Annotated in this window: 17 protein-coding genes; 5 read left to right on the plus strand and 12 right to left on the minus strand. The window is 50.4% G+C overall.

Features of this window, described 5'->3' with window-relative positions; all coding sequences use genetic code 11:
* Nucleotides 1-40 precede the first annotated feature (40 nt).
* From Q1A04_RS11895 to Q1A04_RS11930, 8 genes are all read right to left on the minus strand, one after another.
* Complete coding sequence (locus Q1A04_RS11895; RefSeq protein ID WP_299705880.1) at nt 41-988, minus strand: mechanosensitive ion channel family protein; 948 nt, start codon at nt 986-988, stop codon at nt 41-43.
* A 44-nt stretch (nt 989-1,032) separates the two neighbouring features.
* Nucleotides 1,033-3,273 carry a cation:proton antiporter gene (locus tag Q1A04_RS11900; RefSeq protein ID WP_299705883.1) on the minus strand — a complete coding sequence of 747 codons (2,241 nt, stop codon included), beginning with the start codon at nt 3,271-3,273 and terminating at the stop codon, nt 1,033-1,035.
* Between the two features lie 567 nt (nt 3,274-3,840).
* Nucleotides 3,841-4,227, minus strand: a complete 387-nt coding sequence (locus Q1A04_RS11905) for a hypothetical protein (protein WP_299705886.1) — start codon at nt 4,225-4,227, stop codon at nt 3,841-3,843.
* Between the two features lie 57 nt (nt 4,228-4,284).
* Complete coding sequence (locus Q1A04_RS11910; protein ID WP_299705889.1) at nt 4,285-5,754, minus strand: potassium/proton antiporter; 1,470 nt, start codon at nt 5,752-5,754, stop codon at nt 4,285-4,287.
* A 109-nt stretch (nt 5,755-5,863) separates the two neighbouring features.
* A complete protein-coding gene (gene kynU, locus Q1A04_RS11915) occupies nt 5,864-7,141 on the minus strand; it encodes a kynureninase (RefSeq protein WP_299705892.1) in 1,278 nt (425 codons plus the stop codon).
* 270 nt (nt 7,142-7,411) lie between these two features.
* Complete coding sequence (locus Q1A04_RS11920) at nt 7,412-7,570, minus strand: hypothetical protein (RefSeq protein WP_299705895.1); 159 nt, start codon at nt 7,568-7,570, stop codon at nt 7,412-7,414.
* A 100-nt stretch (nt 7,571-7,670) separates the two neighbouring features.
* Nucleotides 7,671-8,759 carry an amidohydrolase family protein gene (locus tag Q1A04_RS11925; RefSeq protein WP_299705897.1) on the minus strand — a complete coding sequence of 363 codons (1,089 nt, stop codon included), beginning with the start codon at nt 8,757-8,759 and terminating at the stop codon, nt 7,671-7,673.
* 90 nt (nt 8,760-8,849) lie between these two features.
* On the minus strand, nt 8,850-9,377 hold the full coding sequence (locus tag Q1A04_RS11930) for a 3-hydroxyanthranilate 3,4-dioxygenase (RefSeq protein ID WP_101444347.1): 528 nt from the start codon (nt 9,375-9,377) through the stop codon (nt 8,850-8,852).
* 116 nt (nt 9,378-9,493) lie between these two features.
* On the opposite strand from Q1A04_RS11930, the gene Q1A04_RS11935 reads away from it, so the two are divergent.
* From Q1A04_RS11935 to Q1A04_RS11950, 4 genes are all read left to right on the plus strand, one after another.
* A complete protein-coding gene (locus Q1A04_RS11935; RefSeq protein WP_299705908.1) occupies nt 9,494-10,282 on the plus strand; it encodes an SDR family oxidoreductase in 789 nt (262 codons plus the stop codon).
* A 410-nt stretch (nt 10,283-10,692) separates the two neighbouring features.
* Entirely contained in the window at nt 10,693-12,138 is a 1,446-nt protein-coding gene (locus Q1A04_RS11940) for an aldehyde dehydrogenase (protein WP_299705911.1), read from the plus strand.
* 120 nt (nt 12,139-12,258) lie between these two features.
* Nucleotides 12,259-12,885 (plus strand): hypothetical protein, encoded by a 627-nt coding sequence (locus tag Q1A04_RS11945; protein ID WP_299705914.1) that lies wholly within the window; start codon nt 12,259-12,261, stop codon nt 12,883-12,885.
* Nucleotides 12,886-13,019: 134 nt separating this feature from the next.
* On the plus strand, nt 13,020-13,883 hold the full coding sequence (locus Q1A04_RS11950) for a RelA/SpoT domain-containing protein (protein WP_299705917.1): 864 nt from the start codon (nt 13,020-13,022) through the stop codon (nt 13,881-13,883).
* A gap of 17 nt (nt 13,884-13,900) precedes the next feature.
* On the opposite strand, the gene Q1A04_RS11955 is transcribed toward Q1A04_RS11950, so the two are convergent.
* The 4 genes from Q1A04_RS11955 to Q1A04_RS11970 all read right to left on the minus strand — a co-directional run bounded on the left by Q1A04_RS11955 (nt 13,901) and on the right by Q1A04_RS11970 (nt 20,091).
* Complete coding sequence (locus Q1A04_RS11955) at nt 13,901-14,698, minus strand: hypothetical protein (protein ID WP_299705920.1); 798 nt, start codon at nt 14,696-14,698, stop codon at nt 13,901-13,903.
* Between the two features lie 162 nt (nt 14,699-14,860).
* Nucleotides 14,861-17,095 (minus strand): S9 family peptidase, encoded by a 2,235-nt coding sequence (locus Q1A04_RS11960; protein ID WP_299705923.1) that lies wholly within the window; start codon nt 17,093-17,095, stop codon nt 14,861-14,863.
* Between the two features lie 156 nt (nt 17,096-17,251).
* The gene (locus tag Q1A04_RS11965) at nt 17,252-18,868 is read right to left on the minus strand and encodes a hypothetical protein (RefSeq protein ID WP_299705926.1); all 1,617 of its coding nucleotides are present in this window, start codon (nt 18,866-18,868) and stop codon (nt 17,252-17,254) included.
* A gap of 17 nt (nt 18,869-18,885) precedes the next feature.
* Nucleotides 18,886-20,091, minus strand: coding sequence for a hypothetical protein (locus Q1A04_RS11970; protein WP_299705929.1), 1,206 nt, complete (start codon nt 20,089-20,091; stop codon nt 18,886-18,888).
* Nucleotides 20,092-20,276: 185 nt separating this feature from the next.
* On the opposite strand from Q1A04_RS11970, the gene proS reads away from it, so the two are divergent.
* A complete protein-coding gene (gene proS, locus Q1A04_RS11975; RefSeq protein ID WP_299705932.1) occupies nt 20,277-21,755 on the plus strand; it encodes a proline--tRNA ligase in 1,479 nt (492 codons plus the stop codon).
* Nucleotides 21,756-21,798 lie beyond the last annotated feature (43 nt).

A 21,798-nucleotide genomic window follows, 5' to 3' on the forward strand; every position in this document is an offset into this window, starting at 1 on the left:
GCTACTAGCTTTTTGATTGTACAGTATACTTCCCCTATTATTACTCCAACCCTTTCCTCAACGACACAATTCGCTGCAGTTCGGTTTCGCTCTCCTGTCCCTCATTGGCATTGTAAAACCGGGTGGTTGGGTAGGCGAAGCGAATGTCTGATGTGGCCAAGAACTCGGTGAGCACGTCTTCCCAGATCTTGTTCTCGCTTTCGCGACGGCCGTTGAGGTTGCAGAGGTAGCGCACCGTAAGCTGTATGCCGTTTTCCTGTACCTTGGTGAACACACGCGGCTCGAAACTGCGGTAGAAAATCAGGTGTTGCTGGGCCTCTATCCGCACGCGCTGCTCTAACTCGCCCGTTAATTTCTCTGTATGGCGATCTCCAATCTCCTGCAGGATGGCTTTTGCTTTCTGCCAGTTGCTCTCGAAGGTAACCCGTACCTGCACCTCGTGCCACAGGAAAGGAAACCCGTAGTTATAGTTAACCAGCCCTTGCGTGAATACCTGACTGTTGGGGATATGCACCACGCGGCCCGTGGCCTGTTCAGAGTCCACCCATTCGCCTAGTTCGTTTATCGTGAACTGGAAGAACGCGATGTCGATCACGTCGCCGGTATAGAGGCCAATTTTAATGCGATCACCTACTTTAAAGGGGCGCTTCCAGATGAGGAAAACCCAGCCCATCATGTTCAAGATCGGGTCACGAAGCACCACGACCAAACCGACCGAGAAGATACCCAGAAACGTGGTGATGGACCTGAAGCCGTCGAACCAGATGTTGGCCAGAAAGATGATGCCGAGCCCCGTTACGATGTAGTTGGTCGTCTTCTTCCACTGGTACAGTTTGCGGGAGTCGGTCTGTTGCCGCGAAGCCAGCCGCAACAACACCCGGCTGATGATCCAAAGCACCAGCAAGGTCACCAGCGACTTTACGATGTTCTCCTGTATGGCAGCCGACAGGTTGAGGTTCTCTTCTATCCAGTATTCTATCTTGCGCATATCGCTTATTTCTTATGCTAAAATCGTAAAAAGAACGCTCTTTCTCAAGCTTCCTGACGGGCAGCTTCCAGTTGTCTTACACGCCACGGACTGCCTACAATCCACAGGATATCATTTTCTTCTATCACCAACTCCGAGTCGGGGTTGAGCATACGCTCGCCCTTCTTTTCTATACCTACAATCAGGCCTTTCGTTTTCTCGCGCACCCCCGATTCACGCACGGTCTTTCCAAGCAACATGGACGCCTCCGACACCACCAGTTTCTGAAGACTGACTTCCTCTCGGGTCGCTTCGCCATTTTGGGCAGGTATGAGTTCTTCTTTTATAAAATCTCGAAAGGCGTCTACCTGATCATCCGTGCCGAATACGTAGATTTTATCGCCGGGGAATATGCGTTCGTTTCGGGTGGGGGCCATAATAGTGCGGCCATCCCGCTCAATTACGGCCACGTTCACACCATACCTTTCGCGAATCTCCAGCTCAATCATACTTTTGCCTACTACCACGGCATTTGGCGACACTTCAAAGCTGGTCAGGTGTGCGTCCCATGGCACCAAGGTATGCGTCATTTTGCTGGCCGCTTCTATCTCACGGGCGTTCAGGTTCGACATGAATCGGTCCTCGATTCGGGTGTAGAAGTTCTGGATACGCTGCGAGAAAAGTACCAGCATGCCGATAATAAACAAGCTGCCCACAATGGCCACCTGCACCGAGAGCACCTGATTAAGCAAAAAGCCAATAAATAGAATGGCTATACCTACCCTGGTAAACTCCAGCACAATAATTAGGCTGCGGTAGTTGCGGTTGGCCCAGATGCGGCCCTGCGCCTCTTTTTGTGGATGGTACACAGCCATGGCCCACAGGAAAGGTGCCATAAACACCAATGTAATCGCCACCGTTGCGATCCCGCCCCATACCCCGTTGATGAAATTCTCGGTGATGAATGGGTATAGGAAATTGCCCGCCGATAAGACAATCGCAATCAGGATGACCGAGTAGACCACCAGGTTGATGACATAAGACCGTAGCAAGATTTTCCAGTCGCTGGCCGTGCTGATGGTCTGGGCACCCGAGCTATACTCGTTCAGCGACACGATCCACTTTTCCGGCAACATCCGCTCCACGCTCTTGTAGAGCGGCTCCGACATTTTGATCATGTAAGGCGTGGTAAAAGTGGTAATCGCCGACACCGCCACGGCCACTGGGTATAGGAAGTCGCTGGTCACGTTTAGCGTGAGGCCCAGCGTGGCGATGATGAACGAGAACTCCCCAATCTGCGACACGCTCATACCTGACTGGATCGACGTCTTGAGCCCCTGTCCCGCTATGAGTCCGCCGCCCGTTATACTGACCATTTTGCCGACAAGCGTTACCACCGTAATGATTGCGATGGGTCCCGCATACTCCAAAATCATGGCGGGGTTAATAAGCATACCTACCGACACGAAGAAGATGGCTCCGAAAAGGTCTTTCACGGACATCACCAAGTGCTCGATCTTTTCGGCCTTGGTGGTTTCGGCAAGGATAGAACCCATGATGAATGCGCCCAGCGCTGGTGAAAAGCCCACCTGCGCAGCCAGAATCACCATCAGGAAACAAAGTGCGATCGAGACGATGAGCAAGGTCTCGTCGTTCATCAGTTTGCTTGCTTTCCGGAGAAGCGTAGGTATAAGAAAGATGCCTGCCAAGAACCACACCACCAGAAAAAAGGCGAGTTTTAGCACGGCCTGCAGCATTTCGGTGCCGGCAAATTGTTGACTCACGGCTAAGGTCGAGAGCAAAACCATCAAGAGAATGGCCACAAGGTCTTCCACGATCAGCACCCCAAACACTAACCCCGCGAAGCGCTGTGATTTCACACCCAACTCGTCGAAGGCCCGAATGATGATGGTGGTGGACGAAATGGAAAGTATACCGCCAAGGAAAATACTATCCATTGTACTCCAGCCGAGCATCTTACCGGAGAGATAGCCTAGCAGGAGCATGACTACCACCTCTACACCAGCCATAATGGAAGAGGCTCCCCCGACCTTTACCAGCTTCTTGAAACTGAATTCCAGCCCAAGGCTGAACAACAGGAAAATCACTCCTATTTCGGCCCAAACGTTGATATTCTCCGTCTCGACAACAGTCGGAAACAGATTGACGTGTGGCCCAACGAGCAAGCCTGCAATAATATAGCCCAGCACAAGCGGCTGTTTCAGCTTTTTGAATAGCAATGTAGTGATACCGGCAGCGCCAAGTATCAGCCCCAAGTCCATTACTAAATGGGGAAGGTGTGTCATATTGAATTTGTTTTACGCTTCAAAGTATAAGTAAAATTGCGGTTTTACGCTACCGCTATGCTAGTCGATACGGCAAACACTAGAAATGACAATACGAGCGAAGTACCGTATATGACGACCGCATTGATTCTGGATTTCTTGCCGACATACCAAAAAAGGCCGAGCCGTGGGTATACAAGACCTGTTATCAGGCCCAATATGGAAAGTAAGGATATAAGTACTGAAAAATTAACCATGATACCATACAGAGATAAAAAGGATTCAGAACAGCCAGCCTATACCTTCCCCGAACCTGAGGCAGGAACAGACTAATCGCTGTGCTGAAAATTTTGGAAAAGGATAGGTATAGCAACTGAAGAAGAAAGGCTTATACCTGAAGAAAAGGGTCGTTTCATTCTGAGGCACACTCAAAACTTTCTGTCATTCTGTGAAGAAACTTGGTTGATGAGTATCAAGCCTATACTACTTGCAATGGTAGGGGCACTCGCTTCCAAGGTCCCCCGAAACAAGTTCGGGATTTCCAACTTACAGAATGACAATAAAAGTAAAATGAAACGTTATGCCCGACTAAGGAGCGTTGGGCTGTATGGTAATGGGGAAAAGCTGGGTAATAAGCTCGGCACCCGCAGCATGGGGTGTATAGACAGGCAGATCGTCGGTGGGTGGTGCAAAAGCGAACAACTGGAACACACACCTGAAAAGCTGTAGCGGACTCAGTACGATAGAAGAAGCGGTGTTAGCATCCAGAAAAACCTGCACGGCCTGTTGCTTCACCGAAAAGTCGTCTTGCTCACCGGATACAGACTTCAGACTGGAAGCGACTTCAGCCGCAGAACCTTTCACCAGAAAACTGTAAACCGCTAGCTCGTGCCCGGGCAAAGTGAGCGCCCAGAGCAACATCACCCACATCAGTGGGTATTTTAGGTAGCGTCTGATGGTTCCGGTAAATGACATATCAGAACAAATCTAAGGTTTTTGGGGCAAAGTGCTGGCAGGAAATTTGAAAAAGCCTCAAGTCACTTCGTAGCCCAGCACTTCATTCACGCGGGTGAGTTCTTCATCGTTGTCGGTCATCACATAAAGCACGTCTTTGGGCTGCAACACCGTAGCTCCATTGGGTGTCACGAATTTACCGCCGCGGTTGATGAGCACAATCAGGGCGCCTTTGGGGAAGCGCAAATCCACCAGCGACCTGCCCACTGCTGGCCCTTGATCGGGCACTTCGATTTCGGTGAGTTCGTTTTTTTGGTCATATCCCATCTCGATATCGAACTGGTGCTTCTTGAGTTTTTTCTCCTGTTCACTTAGGTTAAGCCATTTTGCAACAGGTGTGAGTGTGGTGCCCTGTAGCATGACTGAGGTGAGCACGATAAAAAACACGATGTTGAAGATCATCTCCGACTTGTCTATACCTGCCAGTAAGGGATAGGTGGCAAACACAATCGGCACGGCACCCCGCAAACCTACCCACGACACATAAAGCTTGTCCTGCACGGTGTTCTTAAAGAAAGCCATGCTTAGAAACACACTAATAGGGCGGGCCACAAAAATCAGGAAAAGCGAGATGAGAAGTCCTACCCCAATAACAGGCACCATGTGCGAAGGGAAAACGAGCAAGCCCAGCGTGAGGAACATCAGGATTTGCATGAGCCAGGCCACGCCGTCATAAAACTTGGTGAGGCTGCGTTTGTGGATGAAGTTGCGGTTACCCAGAATTACAGCCGCCACATACACGGCCAGAAAGCCGTTGCCGTTAATCAGGTTAGTGAAGGCATAGGTAAAGATGACCATCGCCAGCGTGAGCGCAGGGTATAGCCCTTCCTGCTCCAGTTTTATGCGGTTGATCACCCAAACCATCACGCGCCCCATCACAATGCCCATTACAGCACCAATGCTCATTTGCATGAAGAACATAGGCACGAGCTGCCAGATAGAAGCCCCTTCGTTGGTGATCAGGAAAGTGAAGCTGACGGTCAGGAAGTAGGCCATCGGGTCGTTACTGCCTGACTCGAGTTCAAGCGTAGGCCGAAGGTTGTTTTTAAGGCCGATGTTTTTGGAACGGAGTATGGAGAACACCGCCGCCGCGTCGGTTGACGAGACAATAGAGCCTAGCAACAGCCCTTCTAGCAAAGTGAAATCAAGCACCAGTGTGGCAAAAGCGCCCGTAAGCATGGCCGTAATGAAAACGCCGGCCGTCGATAGCGTAACACCCCGCCAGAGCACGGGTTTTATGCTCTCCCAGCGGGTATCCAAACCACCTGAAAATAGGATGATAGTCAAGGCCACCGAACCCAGCGACTGTGCTGAGCGGGAATCATCGAAATAAATACCGCCTATACCTTCTGACCCAGCCAGCATGCCCACCGCCAGAAAAAGAATAAGCGCAGGTATACCGAACCTACCCAGACTTTTGCTGATGATAATGCTTAGGAACAGAAGAATAGAGACGCCAAGTAATATGTCTTCGATGGTGAATCCCATAGGTATAATTTAGGAAGCGCCTTGTTTATGTATATAGAGCGGAGAAGTGACCACCTTGCCTCCCCTCCGCTCTATTCTCTATACCTATACCTCCTAAATGCCACTTGGGTTAGCAGTGTCCTTCCAAGCAGGCGTGCAGTATTTCGGAGAAACGGTATACCTCTTCGAAACTGTTGTAAAGCGGCGTAGGCGCGACACGAATCACGCTTGGTTCGCGGAAGTCCACAATAATGCCGGCTTCCATCAGCTTGTCGAACAGCTCGCGAGCGTTTTGCTTCACGAGTAATGATATCTGGCAGCCGCGGGCCTGCGGGTCGCGTGGCGTAATCATTTCGAGCACGTCTTTGCTTACCTGCACATCGTTGATCAGGTACTCCAAATAACCCGTCAATTTCTCGCTCTTGGCACGCAGGTTGGCCATACCTGCCTCGTCGAACAGCTCCAACGAAGCGCGGTGCACTGCAAAGTTGAGTATTTGTCCGTTGCTCAGCTGCCAGCCTTCGGCGCCTGTCATCGGTATAAAGCCTTTCTTCATCTGGAAACGCACGCTTGCGTCGTGGCCCCACCAACCCGCAAAACGCGGCAGATCTGGGTTGTTGGCGTGGCGCTCGTGCACAAACACGCCCGAGGTGCCGCCCGGACCGGAGTTGAGGTACTTGTAAGTACACCACACGGCGAAGTCCACGTCCCAGTCGTGCAGCTGCATGGGTACGTTGCCAGCGGCGTGCGCCAAGTCAAAGCCAACCACAGCGCCCACTTCGTGGCCTACTTGGGTAATGGCCTGCATGTCATATACCTGCCCGGTGTAATAGTTAATGCCGCCCATCATTACGAGTGCTAGTTCCTCACCGTGCTCGCGGATGCTTTGCAGGATGTCTTCGGTGCGCAGGGTATGCTCGCCCTCGCGCGGGAACAACTCGATGATGGCCTCCTCCGGGGTATAGCCATGGAACTTCACCTGCGTTTCGAGCGCATACTGGTCCGACGGGAAAGCACCGCCCTCCATGATAATTTTAATGCGCTTGCCTTCGGGTCTGTAAAACGACACCAGCATGAGGTGCAAGTTCACAGTGAGTTGGTTCATGATGACCACCTCCTGCGGCTTGGCACCCACCACGCGGGCAGCGCCGTCGGTAAGCAACTTGTGGTAGTTAAACCAAGGCTCTTCGCCTTTAAAGTGGCCTTCTACTGCGTAGTTGGCCCACTTATACATCTCGTTGTCGATGTACATCTGCGCCGACTTGGGCTGCAAACCGAGCGAGTTGCCACAAAAGTAAATGGCGTCCTGCCCGTTTACCTGCGGAAAGTAAAAGCGGTCTTTGAAATGCTTAAGCGGATCGAGGTTATCTTGTTCCTGCGCAAAGGCAAGGGTATTCTGGTAGTTCATTTTTCTGGTGCGGGTATAACATGTAAGGCACAGCCCGCAAAAGGCCATGCGCTATGATGCTGCAAGATAAGAAAATGAAGAGGAAATTGAGGAATGGGTTAGGCTATACCTAAGGCATTGGTAAGGTAAAGGCTATGCGACGCGTTGCTTCCATTCGGGTAACTCTATCAAGAAATTCGAACATATACCACTTGCTTTAACCACCGGATGAAAAAGCTTTTACTGCGTATCGGGATGTGTGATTTTGAAAGCACTTCACATTTAGACCTATCAGCCAAAAAACACAAAATATCCAATCACTAAGACAACCCCTACCAATAAAAAAGTAATCGTCTTAACTACTTTCTTAAATGTGCTTGCCTCTTGCCTAACCCATTTTACTCCAACTACATCGGCAAGCCATAATAAAACCCCTGATACTAATTCCATAGTAACTTTATTTAGTTTGGTTGATCACTCCATTGAATTAAGTTGATATACGACTAGTCAAGTACTTCATCTTGCATAACCTAATGTATATAACAAGCTGCTACACCTTCGCCTTAGAAACTCCCGGCGAGTCCTTCACAAACAGGCTCTTCTCCAGATTCAGCCATTCCAGTGCCGTGCCGTGCAGCATGCGGTCTTTGGTGGCGCGGTCGTAGGGCATGGATTCGATGAGTTTGCCGGGCTCGAGTTCGCCGAGCGGGAAAGGGTAATCAGTACCTAGGGCAATGCTGTTGGCGCCTACCAAGTTCACGAGGTAGTCCAGCGCCTGCGGGTCGTGCACGAGTGAGTCGAAGTAAAACTTGCCGAGGTACTCGCGTGGGTTCACGTTGTTGTCGATGGCGCACAGGTCAGGGCGCACCTCGAAGCCATGCACGATGCGGCCAATAGTAGCCGGGAAGGATCCGCCGCCATGAGCAAAGGCGACACGCAGCTTTGGCAGTCGCTCGAGCACGCCGCCAAAAATCATGGAGCAAATGGCCAGACTGGTTTCGGCGGGCATACCTACCAGCCAGGGCAGCCAGTATTTGCTCATCTTTTCCTTGCCGTACATGTCCCAAGGGTGCACAAAAACAGCTGCACCTAATTCCTCTGCAGCCTGAAAAATCGGGAACAGTTCGGGCGCGTCCAGATTCCAATCATTGATGTGCGAACCGATTTGTATACCTGCCATGCCCAGCTCTTTCATGCAGCGCTCCAGCTCTTTAATGGCCAAAGTCGGGTCTTGCATAGGTATAGTACCTAAGCCGATAAAGCGGTCGGGGTAGTCGGCTACTATGCCCGCGATATGGTCGTTGAGCATGCGCGACAGGTCATAGGTATGCTCGGGCTTGGCCCAGTAGTTGAACATAACCGGCACCGTACTTAGCACCTGTACGCTCACTTGGTGTTGACTGCATTCGTGCATGCGCACCTTGGGGTCCCAGCAATTGTCCTGTATCTCGCGGAAGAACTTGTCGTCCATCATCATGCGGGCGCAGCACGGTTTGTGATGCTCGAGCCTAACGAAGCCGCCATACCCATAACGCTCCCGCAAATCAGGCCACGTAGCGGGCAGGATATGCGTATGAATGTCAATCTTGAAGGGATTGTTTTCGGTAAGTATAGGCGATGTAGGCTTCTGGTTTTGCATGCTGGTAAACGAACGGAAATGCGGCTATACGGAGTACGGCCAAATGGAGCAATCCAACAAGATACACATTTTATAGATTATACCCATGAATTACGCCGGCTTCACCGGCGGCTGCAGCACCTCGCCGCACTTCTTGCAGGTACGCAGGTCTTCATTATCCCAGAAATTACCCATAATCACAGGCAGTTGCTTAACAATATCTGTCACTTCTGTGAAATCCTCGTGCAGCTTGTTGCCGCAGTTCTCGCAGAACCACATGAAGCCGTCTTTCTCCCCCTCGCGGCGGTAGCGCTCAATCACCAGACCGACCGTATTGGCGGGGCGCTGCGGAGAGTGCGGCACTTTTGGCGGCAATAGGAAAATCTCGCCTTCCTTGATGGGAATATCCACCGGCTTGCCGTCCTCGATAATTTTCAGCACAATATCGCCTTCCACTTGGTAGAAAAACTCCTCGCCCTCGTCGTAGTGATAATCCTTGCGGGCATTGGGGCCGCCTACCACCATCACTATAAAGTCGTCGTTGCCTTTATATACCTGTTGGTTGCCCACGGGTGGCTTCAGCAAATGGCGGTGTTCCTCTATCCACTGTTTGAAATTGAAAGGTCGCTGTATAGCCATAGTTCTATCGGGTTAGGTTGATAGTTTGAATGTACGAAAAAGTAAACAAAAATGGTAGTTTAAGGTATAGCTCCACCTGCCGTGCAAGTTTAAAGCCTTTTGCGTACTTTTAAGCTATGAACTTAGACCTGACTGATAAAAGAGCCATCGTGTGCGGCAGCACGCAAGGTATAGGAAAAGCCATCGCTATAGAACTGGCGCAACTGGGTGCCAGCGTGACACTGGTAGCCCGCAACGAAGCTAAGCTACAAGAAACAGCCCAATCACTGGACAACAGCAAAGGCCAGCAACATGACTACCTCGTGGCCGATTTCAGTAAGCCGGAAGAGCTGGTGCAGCAACTACAGGTATATCTGCAGCAACACGAGCATGTGCATATCCTCGTCAACAATACCGGCGGACCAGCGGGCGGACCAATCGTAAATGCGAAACCAGAAGAGTTTCTGAGCGCTTTCAACATGCACCTGATCAACAACCACAATTTGGCGCAGGCAGTTATTCCGCTGATGAAAAACGCAGGCTACGGCCGCATTATCAACATCATCAGCACCTCCGTGAAACAGCCGCTGCAAGGTTTGGGCGTATCGAACACCATACGAGGTGCCGTGGCCAGCTGGGCCAAGACCATGGCCAACGAGCTGGGGCAGTTCGGTATCACGGTGAACAACGTACTCCCTGGCGCTACCCGCACGGGTCGTCTGGAATCCATCATCGAGAACAAAGCGAAAAAGACAGACAGCGCCGTGGATAAGGTAGAAGAAGAGATGATGTCCGAAATCCCAGCCCGCCGCTTCGCCGAACCCGAAGAAGTTGCCGCAGCGGCCGCGTTTCTGGCTACGCCAGCCGCAGCTTATATCAACGGTATCAATGTGCCGGTTGATGGGGGTAGGACGGGGAGTTTGTAAGTGATCAAGTGAAATGGTAAAGCTCTTTGTAATTGTCTTCCTTAACGTGGGCTTCGTGGCAGCTCTATTAAGCGTTTCCAGATTTTATAAAGTTAGATTAGAAGATTATCTCTTCAATCTGATATGCCTAAATCTGGTGGTCGCTCTGATGTACACCAGCAAGTATTTCGATTTACTCGTGGAGTATCCTATGTCAGTTAGGTTCTTTGTGCCACTTGCAGTTGTTTACATCATAGCCGAGCCTTTCAGAAAGTCCATCTTAAAAAAACTTAGAGTTTCGATAGAGAAGTTTAGGCGGTAAAGGTTTCGGAGCGAGGGCTTGATAAAACAGAAAAAACATACCTTTTATAAAAAAATAAACCCCAAAAACTCCCCCTCCTGTTTTTAGGAGGGGGCTAGGGGGAGGTAACATGCAGCACATACATAACTACATAGACGGCCAGTTGGTAATGCCTGTGGCGGGGCAGTACATCGACAACTACAACCCAGCGTTGGGCAAAGTATACTCGCTTATACCTGACTCTGATGAACAGGATGTGGAACAGGCGGTGCAGGCGGCTCTCAAGGCTTTCCCGGCTTGGTCAAACACGCCTGCCGAGAAGCGGGGGCAGATTATGATGCGCATAGCCGACCTCATCGACCAAAATCTGGACAAGCTGGCTGAAGCCGAATCCATAGACAATGGCAAGCCGCTGAAGCTGGCGAAGTCGGTGGATATACCTCGGGCGAGTAGCAATATGCGCTTTTATGGAACGGCCATTCAGCATTTCGCTTCGGAAGCGCATTACATGGAAGGCACCAACGCCATCAACTATACCGTGCGCCATCCGCATGGCGTGGTGGGCTGCATTTCGCCTTGGAACCTGCCGCTATACCTGTTCACATGGAAGATTGCCCCTGCTCTTGCTGCCGGCAACTGTGTGGTGGCCAAGCCATCGGAAGTCACACCCATGACGGCTTACATGCTCTCGGAAATTTGCATTGAGGCCGGACTACCGGCGGGTGTGCTCAACATCGTGCATGGTTACGGCCACAAAGTAGGCGCTGCCATGACGGCCCACCCGAAAGTACCGGTTATCTCTTTTACAGGTGGTACGGCCACAGGGCGCACCATTGCAGCTACAGCGGCCCCGATGTTCAAAAAGCTGTCTTTGGAACTAGGTGGCAAAAACCCGAACATTATCTTCGCGGATTGCGATTTCAACAACGCCCTGCATACTTCCATTCACTCCTCTTTCGCCAACCAAGGGCAAATCTGCCTCTGTGGCTCCCGCATTTTCATTGAGCGTCCGCTGTACGAGAAATTCCGCGACGCTTTTGTGGAAAAAGTGAAGGCCATGAAAGTAGGCGACCCGATGGAAGAAGGTTCGAAAATGGGCGCGGTGGTATCGGAACAGCATATGCAGAAGGTGCTCTCTTACATCGAGCTGGCCAAACAAGAGGGCGGCACTATCCTCACCGGCGGACACCAGGTGCAGGTTGAAGGACGTTGCCAGAACGGCTGGTTTATCGCCCCGACCATCATTGAAGGACTGCCCTACAACTGCCGTACCAATACTGAAGAAATCTTCGGCCCAGTGGTCACGCTCATGCCTTTCGACACCGAAGAAGAAGTCATCCGATACGCCAACTGCACCGACTACGGCCTCTCCGCTACCATCTGGACGCAGAACCTGCAACGCGCCCACCATGTCGCGCATCAGGTACACGCCGGCATCATCTGGGTAAACACGTGGCTTCTCCGTGACCTCCGCACGCCTTTCGGCGGCATGAAGAATTCGGGTGTGGGACGTGAAGGTGGTTTTGAAGCGCTCAGATTCTTCACCGAACCACAGAATGTTTGTGTGAAGTTGTAGAGAAATTCTTTTCCCACCCTGTCATTTCAAAAGAAGCTTTTGAGCAAGTTGCACAGCACAGCTACCTGCAACGGGTTTCTTTTGAAATGACGGATATACCCATATTAAGTGTAAAGAAGAATGAATAAAATAAAGACAGGACTTATTGCGGTAACAGCGACTGTGCTTTTGATTTTACTAGTGCTTAGGATTATCAGCGTTAAAAATGCTGAAAGCCATGGTGTATCATTAGATAGGGAACTGGCGAAAGAAAATGGCTTTTTTGCAGCAGAATACACACCAATTAAAACTAAAGTATTAATTGGTGATTCCTTAGAGTTCATACTTGGTAGCGCATGGATTCATGAACCTATCAAAGTGGAGCATCGATTTTTCATCTTTAACAGCTACTATGCAAAATCACCAGTAGGAGAGCTGAACTGGAAGTATACAGCAGGTAACATAGACAGTGGTCTCGTGCTTACCGTCGCAAAGAATGATACGGTATTAAATGAAATGTTCTTTGCTAAAAACGAGTTACCTCAGTTAAAAACCTATTCCCTAGAGAATCAGCTGGTCGATAAAGAAGGTAATCATTTTAATTTAGCAGATTACACAGACGTCGATACGGTGAGGCTTTATGTTAAAAAAGCAAGTATTGTACCTGACCGACCTATAAGCTCAGCTACTGAGTCAGAATACATTTTATATAAAATCAAGTTGCATAAGGAGCCCGTTGATTCGGTACTTTTTGTCAAAAGGAGATAAAACTTCTGCGCTCAGCAGAGCGCAGGCATCATGTTCTGCTTGTGTCGCACACGTTTTCTGCACCAACCCGTTAGTTTAAACCCAACCCTTTCCCCCATCAAAAGAGTATGGTTATATAGAACCGTATACTCCTGATGACCAGCCACAAACAGCCGAAAAATAGTCAGTCTTTGGATATCCTAAACAGATTAGGTATAGCCGAAGAAGAATGGCGTGCGCAGGGTATAGCCACCAAAACCCTAGTAGCTATTTATTACGATTTCCTGCAACGAAAATCAGAACTGATGGATGTAGCCGAATTAACGGCCAGCGTCATGCAGCAGATCCCGCAAGTGCATGCCGTTAGGTATCGGGTAAAGGACCCTTTGCACCTGCTCCGAAAAGTCATCAGAAAGAAATATGAATACCCTGACCGTACCATTGATGAGCACAATTACGTGGATTGGATTAACGATTTGGCAGGGGTGCGGGTGCTATACCTGTATAAAGAATGCTGGCGCGAGGTGGGCAGCTTTATACAGGATACATGGGAGTTAAAGCGGGCGCCAATTGCATACATCAATGCTGAGACTGACACAGCTACCGCGCAAATGTTTTCGGAGGCCGGCTGCAACATCAGGCACCACGACCAAGGCTACCGGGCCGTGCACTATGTCATTCACTCAAACACCAAACGCCAACGCTATTTTGTTGAGATACAGCTGCGCACACTTTTCGAAGAAGGATGGAGCGAGATAGACCATAGCATACGCTACCCGGATCATACCTGCGGCGCCACTATCAGGGATTTGCTGACCATTCTGAATCGCCTTACAGGTCAGGCCGATCAGATTGCTTCTTTTATCAAAACTGTGCTGGATAAGGCGTATACTTCTCAACCACTTACTCAACCGGAGCAGACTCAACTTCTGGATCAACTGCACAACCTGCCCATCGGTCCGAAAGAAAAGCGCCGATTGCAGATGCACGTCGAACAGATGCTGCGAAGAGCCAAGTAAGGACAATACATCTTATCCTATTGCTTTCTGTCCGGCACAAGATTATGCGCCGCCAGCTTCCACTCACCTTGCTGCACTTTCCATACCTTGAGGTAATATCCTGTTTCGCCCGCTTCATTGCCACGGGTATAGCTGCCGTAGGTATAGGCCATGTCTGCTGCTGGCGAAATATCGTGCCCGAGGGTGGTATACGTAATGTTGGAAGCTGGCTCTATGCTCAGCTCTTTATACCTGACCGGGTATTGCCCGGCACGGTAGACCAACGTCTCGTTATGGTAGGGCTGTACTTCTTGCTCATCGAGTTGCTGTAAGTCTTGGGACGCTCCTTCAGATGCTTCCGTCTTCGGTGCGGATTGGTATACTTCTGTTTTTATTTGCTCAACCGGGTAAGAACTCCCGTGGTCGATGGCTACTTTCCACTGCTCGTCCCGCTGCTTCTTCCACACGGACAGGTAAAAGCCGGCTCCTGACGGCTGTTCATCCGAGGGGTTGGACCTTAACTCGTAGGGTCCGGTGGTATAGCCCCAGTCAAGTGAACTGGAGATATCGGCATAGGCAGGGTACCAAGAGAGCCGGGCTGTGCTCTCCGGCCGGCTGCCATAGCCTTCCTTGCCATTCATCGGCTCCGGCAGAAACACGATAGCATCATCAGCCAAATACTCAAGGAAAGCAGCCCGTATACCTTTCTCAACGGACGCAGCGGCAAAGCTGCGCTCTGCTTCTACAAGACTGTCCAAGGCTTTGTCCCGGTTTGTTTCTGAACCCTGAAAGGAACAAACTATCAGCAGCAAGGACAGTAAAAGTAACTTCTCCATAGTGAGCATTTTAGACCACCTAAATTTAGCGGATATCATCACTGAACCTGCAACTGGTCACTTATTTTATAAGCCTATTCACTTATAATTTACCTCCACCTAAATAGAAAGGCCCACCATTACTGACGGGCCTTTCTATTATTACAGGTATGAATTTATACCTTATTGGTTCTTCTCAGAAGTCGGGTTGATCAGGTTGCGCTCCAAGAAGTCGGTCATCATTTTGAAGCGGTGCAGGCTCGTGATGCCGCCACCCACGCCGTGGTTACGGTTCGGGTAGTAGAAGCTCTCGAACTGCTTGTTGGCGCTGATCAGGGCATCTTGCATGGCCACCGCGTTCTGGAAGTGCACATTGTCGTCACCGGTTCCATGGATGAGCAACAATTCACCCTGCAGCTTGTCAGCGAAGAACAGCGGTGAGTTGTCGTCGTAGCCAGACGCATTTTCCTGTGGTGTTTTGAGGTAGCGCTCGGTATAGATGGTGTCGTAGAAACGCCAGTTCGTAACCGGAGCCACCGATATACCGACACGGAACACGCCGTTGCCTTTGGTCAGGCCCAGCAGCGTCATGTAGCCGCCGTAGCTGTGGCCCCAGATACCGATGCGGTCTTTGTCCACGTACGGCTGATTGCCCAGCCACTTGGCCGCTTCAATCTGGTCTTCGATCTCGTACTTGCCAAGGTTCGCGTAAGTCACTTTCTTGAACTCAGCGCCACGGGCACCTGTGCCGCGGTTGTCCACGCTCACCACAATAGCACCTTTGTTGGCCAGCACTTGGTACCACAGGTAGTTGGCACCACCCCAACTGTTATTCACCGTCTGCGATCCCGGACCACCATACACGAACATCAGCACCGGGTATTTCTTCTTCGGGTCGAAATCCGTTGGTTTGATCATCCAGCCGTTCAGCTGCGTGCCATCCGGCGTCTTCATGGTGAAGAACTCCTGCTTGGCGATATCATACTGAGCGAGTGTGTTGCGAAGCTTCTGGTTGTCTTCCAGAATCTTCACCAGTTTGCCGTCTTTGGCAGTGTGCAGGCTCACGGTAAGCGGAGTGTTGGCAGCGGTGTGGTAAGCAAGAAAATACTTGTAGTCCTTGCTCATGTTCACGTTGTATGTACCTGCCTCAGTGGTCAGGCGCTTCTTCTTTTTGCCTTTGCTGTTGATGCTGTACAGATGGCGCTCCAGCGGCGATACTTCTGTGGACATATAGTATAGCACGTCGCTCTTCTCATCAAAACCGATGAAGTTGCTCACTTCCCAGTTACCCTTCGTGATCTGGCGCACCAGCTTCCCGTTCATGTTGTACAGGTATAAGTGGTTAAAGCCGTCCTTTTCAGAAGAGTGAATGAAGTTCTTGCCGTCTTTCAGGTAAGTCAGGTCGTCGGTAATGTCGATGTAAGCTTTGTCTGTCTCCTTCAATACCACGTTGGCTTTGCCCGTTGTTGCGTTGGCATGCAGAATTTCCAGCGTGTTCTGCAGACGGTTCATCTTTTGGATGGAAAGCAGGTTGCTGTCGTTCGTCCACTTGATGCGTGGGATATAGATATCGGCCTCGTTGCCAGTGTCCATCTTCACGGTCTGGCCATTACCCACGTTGTACACCGACACGGTCACGGCAGAATTAGCCTCACCGGCCTTTGGGTACTTGAACTTGTAATCCTGCGGGTATAGTTCACCCCACATCTGCATGTTAAACTCCGGCACATTGGTCTCGTCGAAGGTATAGAAGGCAATCTTAGAGCCGTCCGGTGACCAATGGAAGCCCTGCGCAAACGAGAATTCCTCTTCGTATACCCAGTCTGCATAACCGTTGATGATGGAGTTGAACTTGCCCGTGTTGGTGATCTGTGTCTCCTTCATGTTGCTCAGATCCACAAAGAACATATTGCCTTCGCGGGCGAAAGCCACACGCTTAGCATCCGGTGAGAAAGTGGCGTACAGCTGCTTGCCGCCATTGCTCAGCTTGGTCAATTTCTTCGAGGCGATGTCATACACATAAAACTCAGCCTTTGAAGAGCGACGGTAGATTTGCTCTTTTTCTGTAGCGAATAGTACCTTCTTTTCATCTGAGCTAAAGGTATAGCTATCGAACTTGATCGGCTTATCGCTGCCTTCCGGCTTCAGGTCCTCCCCTTCGATGATCGTGTTCACCGGCTGGCCCGTGGTCACGTCGTAGCGCACGATGTCGGTCACGCCGTTTTTTTCGTCGGCCACCTGCGAGCTGTAGTAGCGGCCATCGTTCATCCAGTTCACGCCATACACCGACTTAGGCGAGAAGGTGCCTTTGCGGTAGATGTCCTCCAGCGTAATTTCTTTTTTCTGCTGCGCCTGCGCTACAAAAGCGAAGCACAAAAGAACTACAGCCAGAAAATTAGTTTTAAGGTTGATATGCATGTGTTTAAGGGTTGTTAACGTTTAGTTTGCTAATTTATCAGAATAATGTGGTATTGCCATACCCTGTCGCCAAAACCATACCGCCTGCAGGTATAGACACAAAAAAGCGGCAGCCCTTTCGGAATCTGCCGCCTTTCTGAAAACAGGAAAAAATCTTTAGAAGTTATAACCGAGGGTTAGCATCACCGTGCTCTGCTTATTCTCTATATCAATAACCGGCTCTCCTCCCCCTGAGCTGAACACATAAGGAGAATAAGGACTCTCCATCTTGCTGTTCACGTAAGCTAGGTCAAGATAATAGTTCTTCAGCCTAAGACCTGCGCCAAGGGTATAAGAACTAACAGAACCATCCACACTTGAATTGCTGTAAGGATCGCCCGAATGCGCATAGCCCGCTCTCACTCTAAAAACCTCATATCGGCCCTCTGCTCCAATTCTATAGTTTACCGCAGACTGGAACGTGTTCTCAATGCTATTGTTGATGTTGGAGAAATAATCGCTCGATGAACTCATATTATCTCTTTCCGAGAAGCGCATGTTAGTATAGTTCACATACTCCACATCAGCTGTAATAAAGCCGTACTTGTTGATGAAAAATGCCACGCCACCCGTTGCTCGAAGCGGGGTTGTCAACCGATAATCAAACTCACCGGGAAAAGTCGCCTCCGAAATCGTTTCAGATTGCAGTGTAGTCGGGTTCAAAGTAGTTGCTGAAAGCGCGCTCTGATAGGTGTCACTAAACTGGTAAAACGTAGGCGTTTGCAGGCTCACGCCAAGCCGCAAGGCATCCGTTGGCCTTGCGATCAACCCTAGTTTTAGATTGATGCCTGTGCCGCGCGACCTAAACTCGTCACGAAGCGCCAAACTGTAAGGGCTTTCCACATCAGGGTTGCCATTTTCGTCGAATGTAGCCACATAGTTGCCTGACTCTTCGAACAGACTCTCCTGCTTGAAATCAGTAGTCACGATGCCCATGGAAGCACCTAGGTAGATTTTATCCCTATAGCTTGTACCCGCGCCTATGTCAATCTGACTCTGGGAGCCGCTGCGCTGCACACGCTCCTGCTGGTTACTGTTTCCGAAGGTGAGCAGTTCTCCCGCATACTGGATACCATTTGCGTCTTCAAACACATCTATCAGGAATGTCCCGTATGCCAAGCCTGAAAGGGTCTGTATGCCAGCATCATACTCAGCATCGAGATTCTGCAGCAAAGTTTGCCCTGCATTCAGTGGTCTGCCATTTGCCAATTCAGCAAAGTAACTTGGAATTGCATTAAAGTTATAATACAAGTTATCTCTATAGAAATTATCTGGATGCACTGTTGGTTCAGACCTGTTCTGGTATGAGAAGGTTTCATTGAAGTTATTCAACCTTGTAAACCCTATGCCGAACGTAATGCCTTTCCAATCGCTGCCTTCATTGCCCGTACTTCTGCTAGGCAGCACAACCCCCATCTGCGGGATTACGAACCGGCTTTCCTGCTCCGATGCCTGCCCAACATTTGAGAAAGTGCCTGCATCCATAGACTGCTGTCCCAAGCTAAAACTAAACTCTGACCTTCTGAACATACCCAAGCCTGCAGGGTTGGAGGCAATTGTAGAAATGTCTGCACCAAGGGCAGTTTGAGCGCCTCCTATACCTTGTATGCGTGCGGAGCCGGTCAGGCCAAAACGGGTATAGCGCAGTGCATCTGTTTCGTTTTGGGCAAAACCCGTTCCGCCCCAGCCCAGCATAAGTGCTAGGCTGGCCGAAACAATCTTATAAAATTTCATAGTTTAGGTGTTTGTGATTAGTTGCCTCCTCTGGTCGGTCGGCCACCGCCGCTTGAGTTAGTTCGTGCCGGAGGACTGGATGTGCCGGAACTTCTAGTTGGTGGTGAATAGCTTGGTTGCGAACGCTGCACCGGCTGACTGCGCTGATAACTTGGCTGAGAACGCTGCACTGGCTGGCTGCGCTGATAACTTGGCTGCGTGCGCTGTACCGGCTGTATTCTTTCTTGGCGTTGCACAGGTCGCTGCTGTATGCGTTGCTGACGCTGGGCAGGCTGCACACCACCTTCTCTGGCCGGGTTAATACGCTGCACTGGCTGCTGGTTAGCAGGCTGTCGTCTAGATGGTCGGGCTGGTAAAGCCTGTCTTCCCTCCACCTGTCTTGACTGCTCACCTCTTATCTCGCCTGTGCCTGTAGTACGACCAGTTCTACTTGGACGGGCATAATCCACGCTTTGTGTAGCGCGCTGCTCATCCGTTACGGATTGTGTTCTAGCTGGTCGTCCTGTCACTCGATCAGGATTGCCTGTAACAGGCACACCACTACGTCCTTCTCGCGGTCCATACTGCACTTGGCGCGGCTGCACCACAACTGGGCGGTCATATATAAAGCGGTTACCGCCATAATAACCATGGTTATAACCATGATAAAAACCGGCATAGTAGTTATTGTGTGGCCACCATCTGTTACCCCAGAACGGGTCATACATACCATAAGGATGTCCCCAACGGTTCCAACCACTACCCCATCCATAACTCATGTTAATACTCACCATCATGCCACCTCTTCTTGAAAAGAATGGGTCATACATGAAAGGGTCGTAATATGAACTCATAAACGGATCGTAGAAAAACGGATCGTGAAATGCGTTATAGCGGTTCATGCGACGCACGTGAGCCGTTGTCCAGTAAGGGTCTACGTAAGCATAGTTAGGTGTATTCCAAGTAGCCTGTGGCCGATAGGTACGACCGTCGTAGTATTCATCCGCATAATAGTCTTCGGTCACGTCACCGGTAGCGGACTGAGCACTTTGCGTGCTCTCACCGGTGGGAGCATACTGCTGCTCCGTAGCCTGTGCCTGTGGCTGCACGTACTCCGTTCGGTCTGATGAGCTGTAGTACATATCATCATACTCCGTGGACTGCATTGCCACCGGGCTGCTGCATCCCACTGCGAAAAGTGCAATTACAGGGGCTATTGCGTGGTATATGTTAAAATTTTTCATGGCCTGCTGTATATATTAATGCTTCTATATCAAAGATATAAACACAATAGCGCAAAACCTTATCAATAGTATAATATATTAACGTAATTTTGGGCTGGAATGATATTAAATCTTCTCTATGTGGAAAGCAATATTCATTCCAAAAAGATTCACAATTACAGATATACAATAAATATTTTTCAAAAATGAGCAAAGGGCTGCCAAAAAGAAGCGAAGACTACTCCTTATGGTATAACGAGCTGGTGAAAAAGGCCGGTCTAGCGGAGAACTCCGCCGTCCGCGGCTGTATGGTGATCAAGCCATACGGATTCGCCATCTGGGAAAAAATGCAACGTGTGCTGGATGACATGTTTAAGGCAACAGGTCATGAGAACGCTTACTTCCCACTGTTCGTGCCCAAGAGCTTATTTGAGGCCGAGGAGCAGAATGCCGAAGGCTTTGCCAAGGAGTGTGCCGTAGTAACACACTACCGCCTACAAACCGACCCTGACAAGCCCGGCAAACTGCGCGTGGACCCTAATGCTAAACTCGAGGAAGAGCTAATTGTTCGACCAACATCGGAGGCAGTAATTTGGAACACCTACAAAGGCTGGATCCAAAGCTACCGCGACCTGCCTTTGCTCATCAACCAATGGGCAAACGTGGTGCGTTGGGAAATGCGTACACGCTTGTTCCTGCGCACGGCCGAGTTCCTGTGGCAGGAAGGCCACACTGCCCATGCTACTGCCGAAGAGGCCATTGCCGAAACCAAACAGATGCTGGAGGTATACGCCACCTTTGCTGAGCAATACATTGCCCTGCCGGTTATCCGCGGGGTAAAAACACCAAGCGAGCGCTTCGCCGGTGCCTTGGACACCTACTGCATCGAAGGTCTGATGCAGGACGGCAAAGCCCTGCAGGCTGGAACCTCGCACTTCTTGGGACAGAACTTCGCCAAGGCATTTGATGTGAAGTTTGCCACCAAAGAAGGCGGCCTAGAGTATGTATGGGGAACGTCTTGGGGCGTGAGTACGCGCTTGATGGGAGCGCTCGTGATGGCGCACTCCGATGATGAAGGCTTGGTACTGCCTCCGAAACTGGCACCTATCCAAGTAGTGATCGTGCCGATCTATAAAGGCGAGGAGCAACTGGCGCAGATCAGCGAGAAGGTAATGCAGCTTAAGAAAGAACTTGAGGCGAAGGGTATCAGCGTGAAGTTCGACAACCGTGACACCGAGCGCCCTGGCTTTAAGTTTGCCGAGTGGGAGCTGAAAGGCGTGCCAGTACGTCTGGCCATCGGAGCCCGCGACTTGGAGAACGGCACTGCCGAAGTAGCCCGTCGTGATACCAAAGAAAAGAGTACACAGCAATTCGACAGTCTGGTAACCTACATACCTGCCTTGCTGGACGAGATTCAAGAGAACATCTACAACCGCGCCTATACCTTCCGGGAAGAGAACACAACCAAGGTGGACAGCTACGAGGAGTTTAAGCAGGTGCTCGACACCAAAGGCGGCTTTGTACTGGCCCACTGGGATGGCACACCAGAAACGGAAGAGCGCATCAAAGAGGAGACAAAGGCGACTATCCGCTGCATCGCCCTCGATACGCCAGAAGAAGACGGTGTGGACATGATCACCGGCAAGCCATCAAAGCAGCGCGTATACTTCGCCAAGGCTTACTAGGCCGACCGCTATACCTTCCCCTACAAAGGAAGCCGTGAAAATC

Origin of the sequence: uncultured Pontibacter sp. (genome assembly GCF_947499215.1) — a bacterium.
In the GTDB taxonomy this organism is placed as follows: Bacteria; Bacteroidota; Bacteroidia; order Cytophagales; family Hymenobacteraceae; genus Pontibacter.

Excerpts from the sequence above, each read along its gene's own strand:
- Q1A04_RS11900 (WP_299705883.1), bottom strand. The coding sequence starts at position 3,273 with ATGACACACCTTCCCCATTTAGTAATGGACTTGGGGCTGATACTTGGC.
- Q1A04_RS11960 (WP_299705923.1), bottom strand. The coding sequence starts at position 17,095 with ATGCATATCAACCTTAAAACTAATTTTCTGGCTGTAGTTCTTTTGTGC.
- Q1A04_RS11970 (WP_299705929.1), bottom strand. The coding sequence starts at position 20,091 with ATGAAAAATTTTAACATATACCACGCAATAGCCCCTGTAATTGCACTT.
- proS (WP_299705932.1), top strand. The coding sequence starts at position 20,277 with ATGAGCAAAGGGCTGCCAAAAAGAAGCGAAGACTACTCCTTATGGTAT.
- Q1A04_RS11935 (WP_299705908.1), top strand. The coding sequence starts at position 9,494 with ATGAACTTAGACCTGACTGATAAAAGAGCCATCGTGTGCGGCAGCACG.
- Q1A04_RS11925 (WP_299705897.1), bottom strand. The coding sequence starts at position 8,759 with ATGCAAAACCAGAAGCCTACATCGCCTATACTTACCGAAAACAATCCC.
- Q1A04_RS11895 (WP_299705880.1), bottom strand. The coding sequence starts at position 988 with ATGCGCAAGATAGAATACTGGATAGAAGAGAACCTCAACCTGTCGGCT.
- Q1A04_RS11940 (WP_299705911.1), top strand. The coding sequence starts at position 10,693 with ATGCAGCACATACATAACTACATAGACGGCCAGTTGGTAATGCCTGTG.
- Q1A04_RS11945 (WP_299705914.1), top strand. The coding sequence starts at position 12,259 with ATGAATAAAATAAAGACAGGACTTATTGCGGTAACAGCGACTGTGCTT.
- Q1A04_RS11950 (WP_299705917.1), top strand. The coding sequence starts at position 13,020 with ATGACCAGCCACAAACAGCCGAAAAATAGTCAGTCTTTGGATATCCTA.
- kynU (WP_299705892.1), bottom strand. The coding sequence starts at position 7,141 with ATGAACTACCAGAATACCCTTGCCTTTGCGCAGGAACAAGATAACCTC.
- Q1A04_RS11965 (WP_299705926.1), bottom strand. The coding sequence starts at position 18,868 with ATGAAATTTTATAAGATTGTTTCGGCCAGCCTAGCACTTATGCTGGGC.
- Q1A04_RS11905 (WP_299705886.1), bottom strand. The coding sequence starts at position 4,227 with ATGTCATTTACCGGAACCATCAGACGCTACCTAAAATACCCACTGATG.
- Q1A04_RS11910 (WP_299705889.1), bottom strand. The coding sequence starts at position 5,754 with ATGGGATTCACCATCGAAGACATATTACTTGGCGTCTCTATTCTTCTG.
- Q1A04_RS11920 (WP_299705895.1), bottom strand. The coding sequence starts at position 7,570 with ATGGAATTAGTATCAGGGGTTTTATTATGGCTTGCCGATGTAGTTGGA.
- Q1A04_RS11930 (WP_101444347.1), bottom strand. The coding sequence starts at position 9,377 with ATGGCTATACAGCGACCTTTCAATTTCAAACAGTGGATAGAGGAACAC.
- Q1A04_RS11955 (WP_299705920.1), bottom strand. The coding sequence starts at position 14,698 with ATGGAGAAGTTACTTTTACTGTCCTTGCTGCTGATAGTTTGTTCCTTT.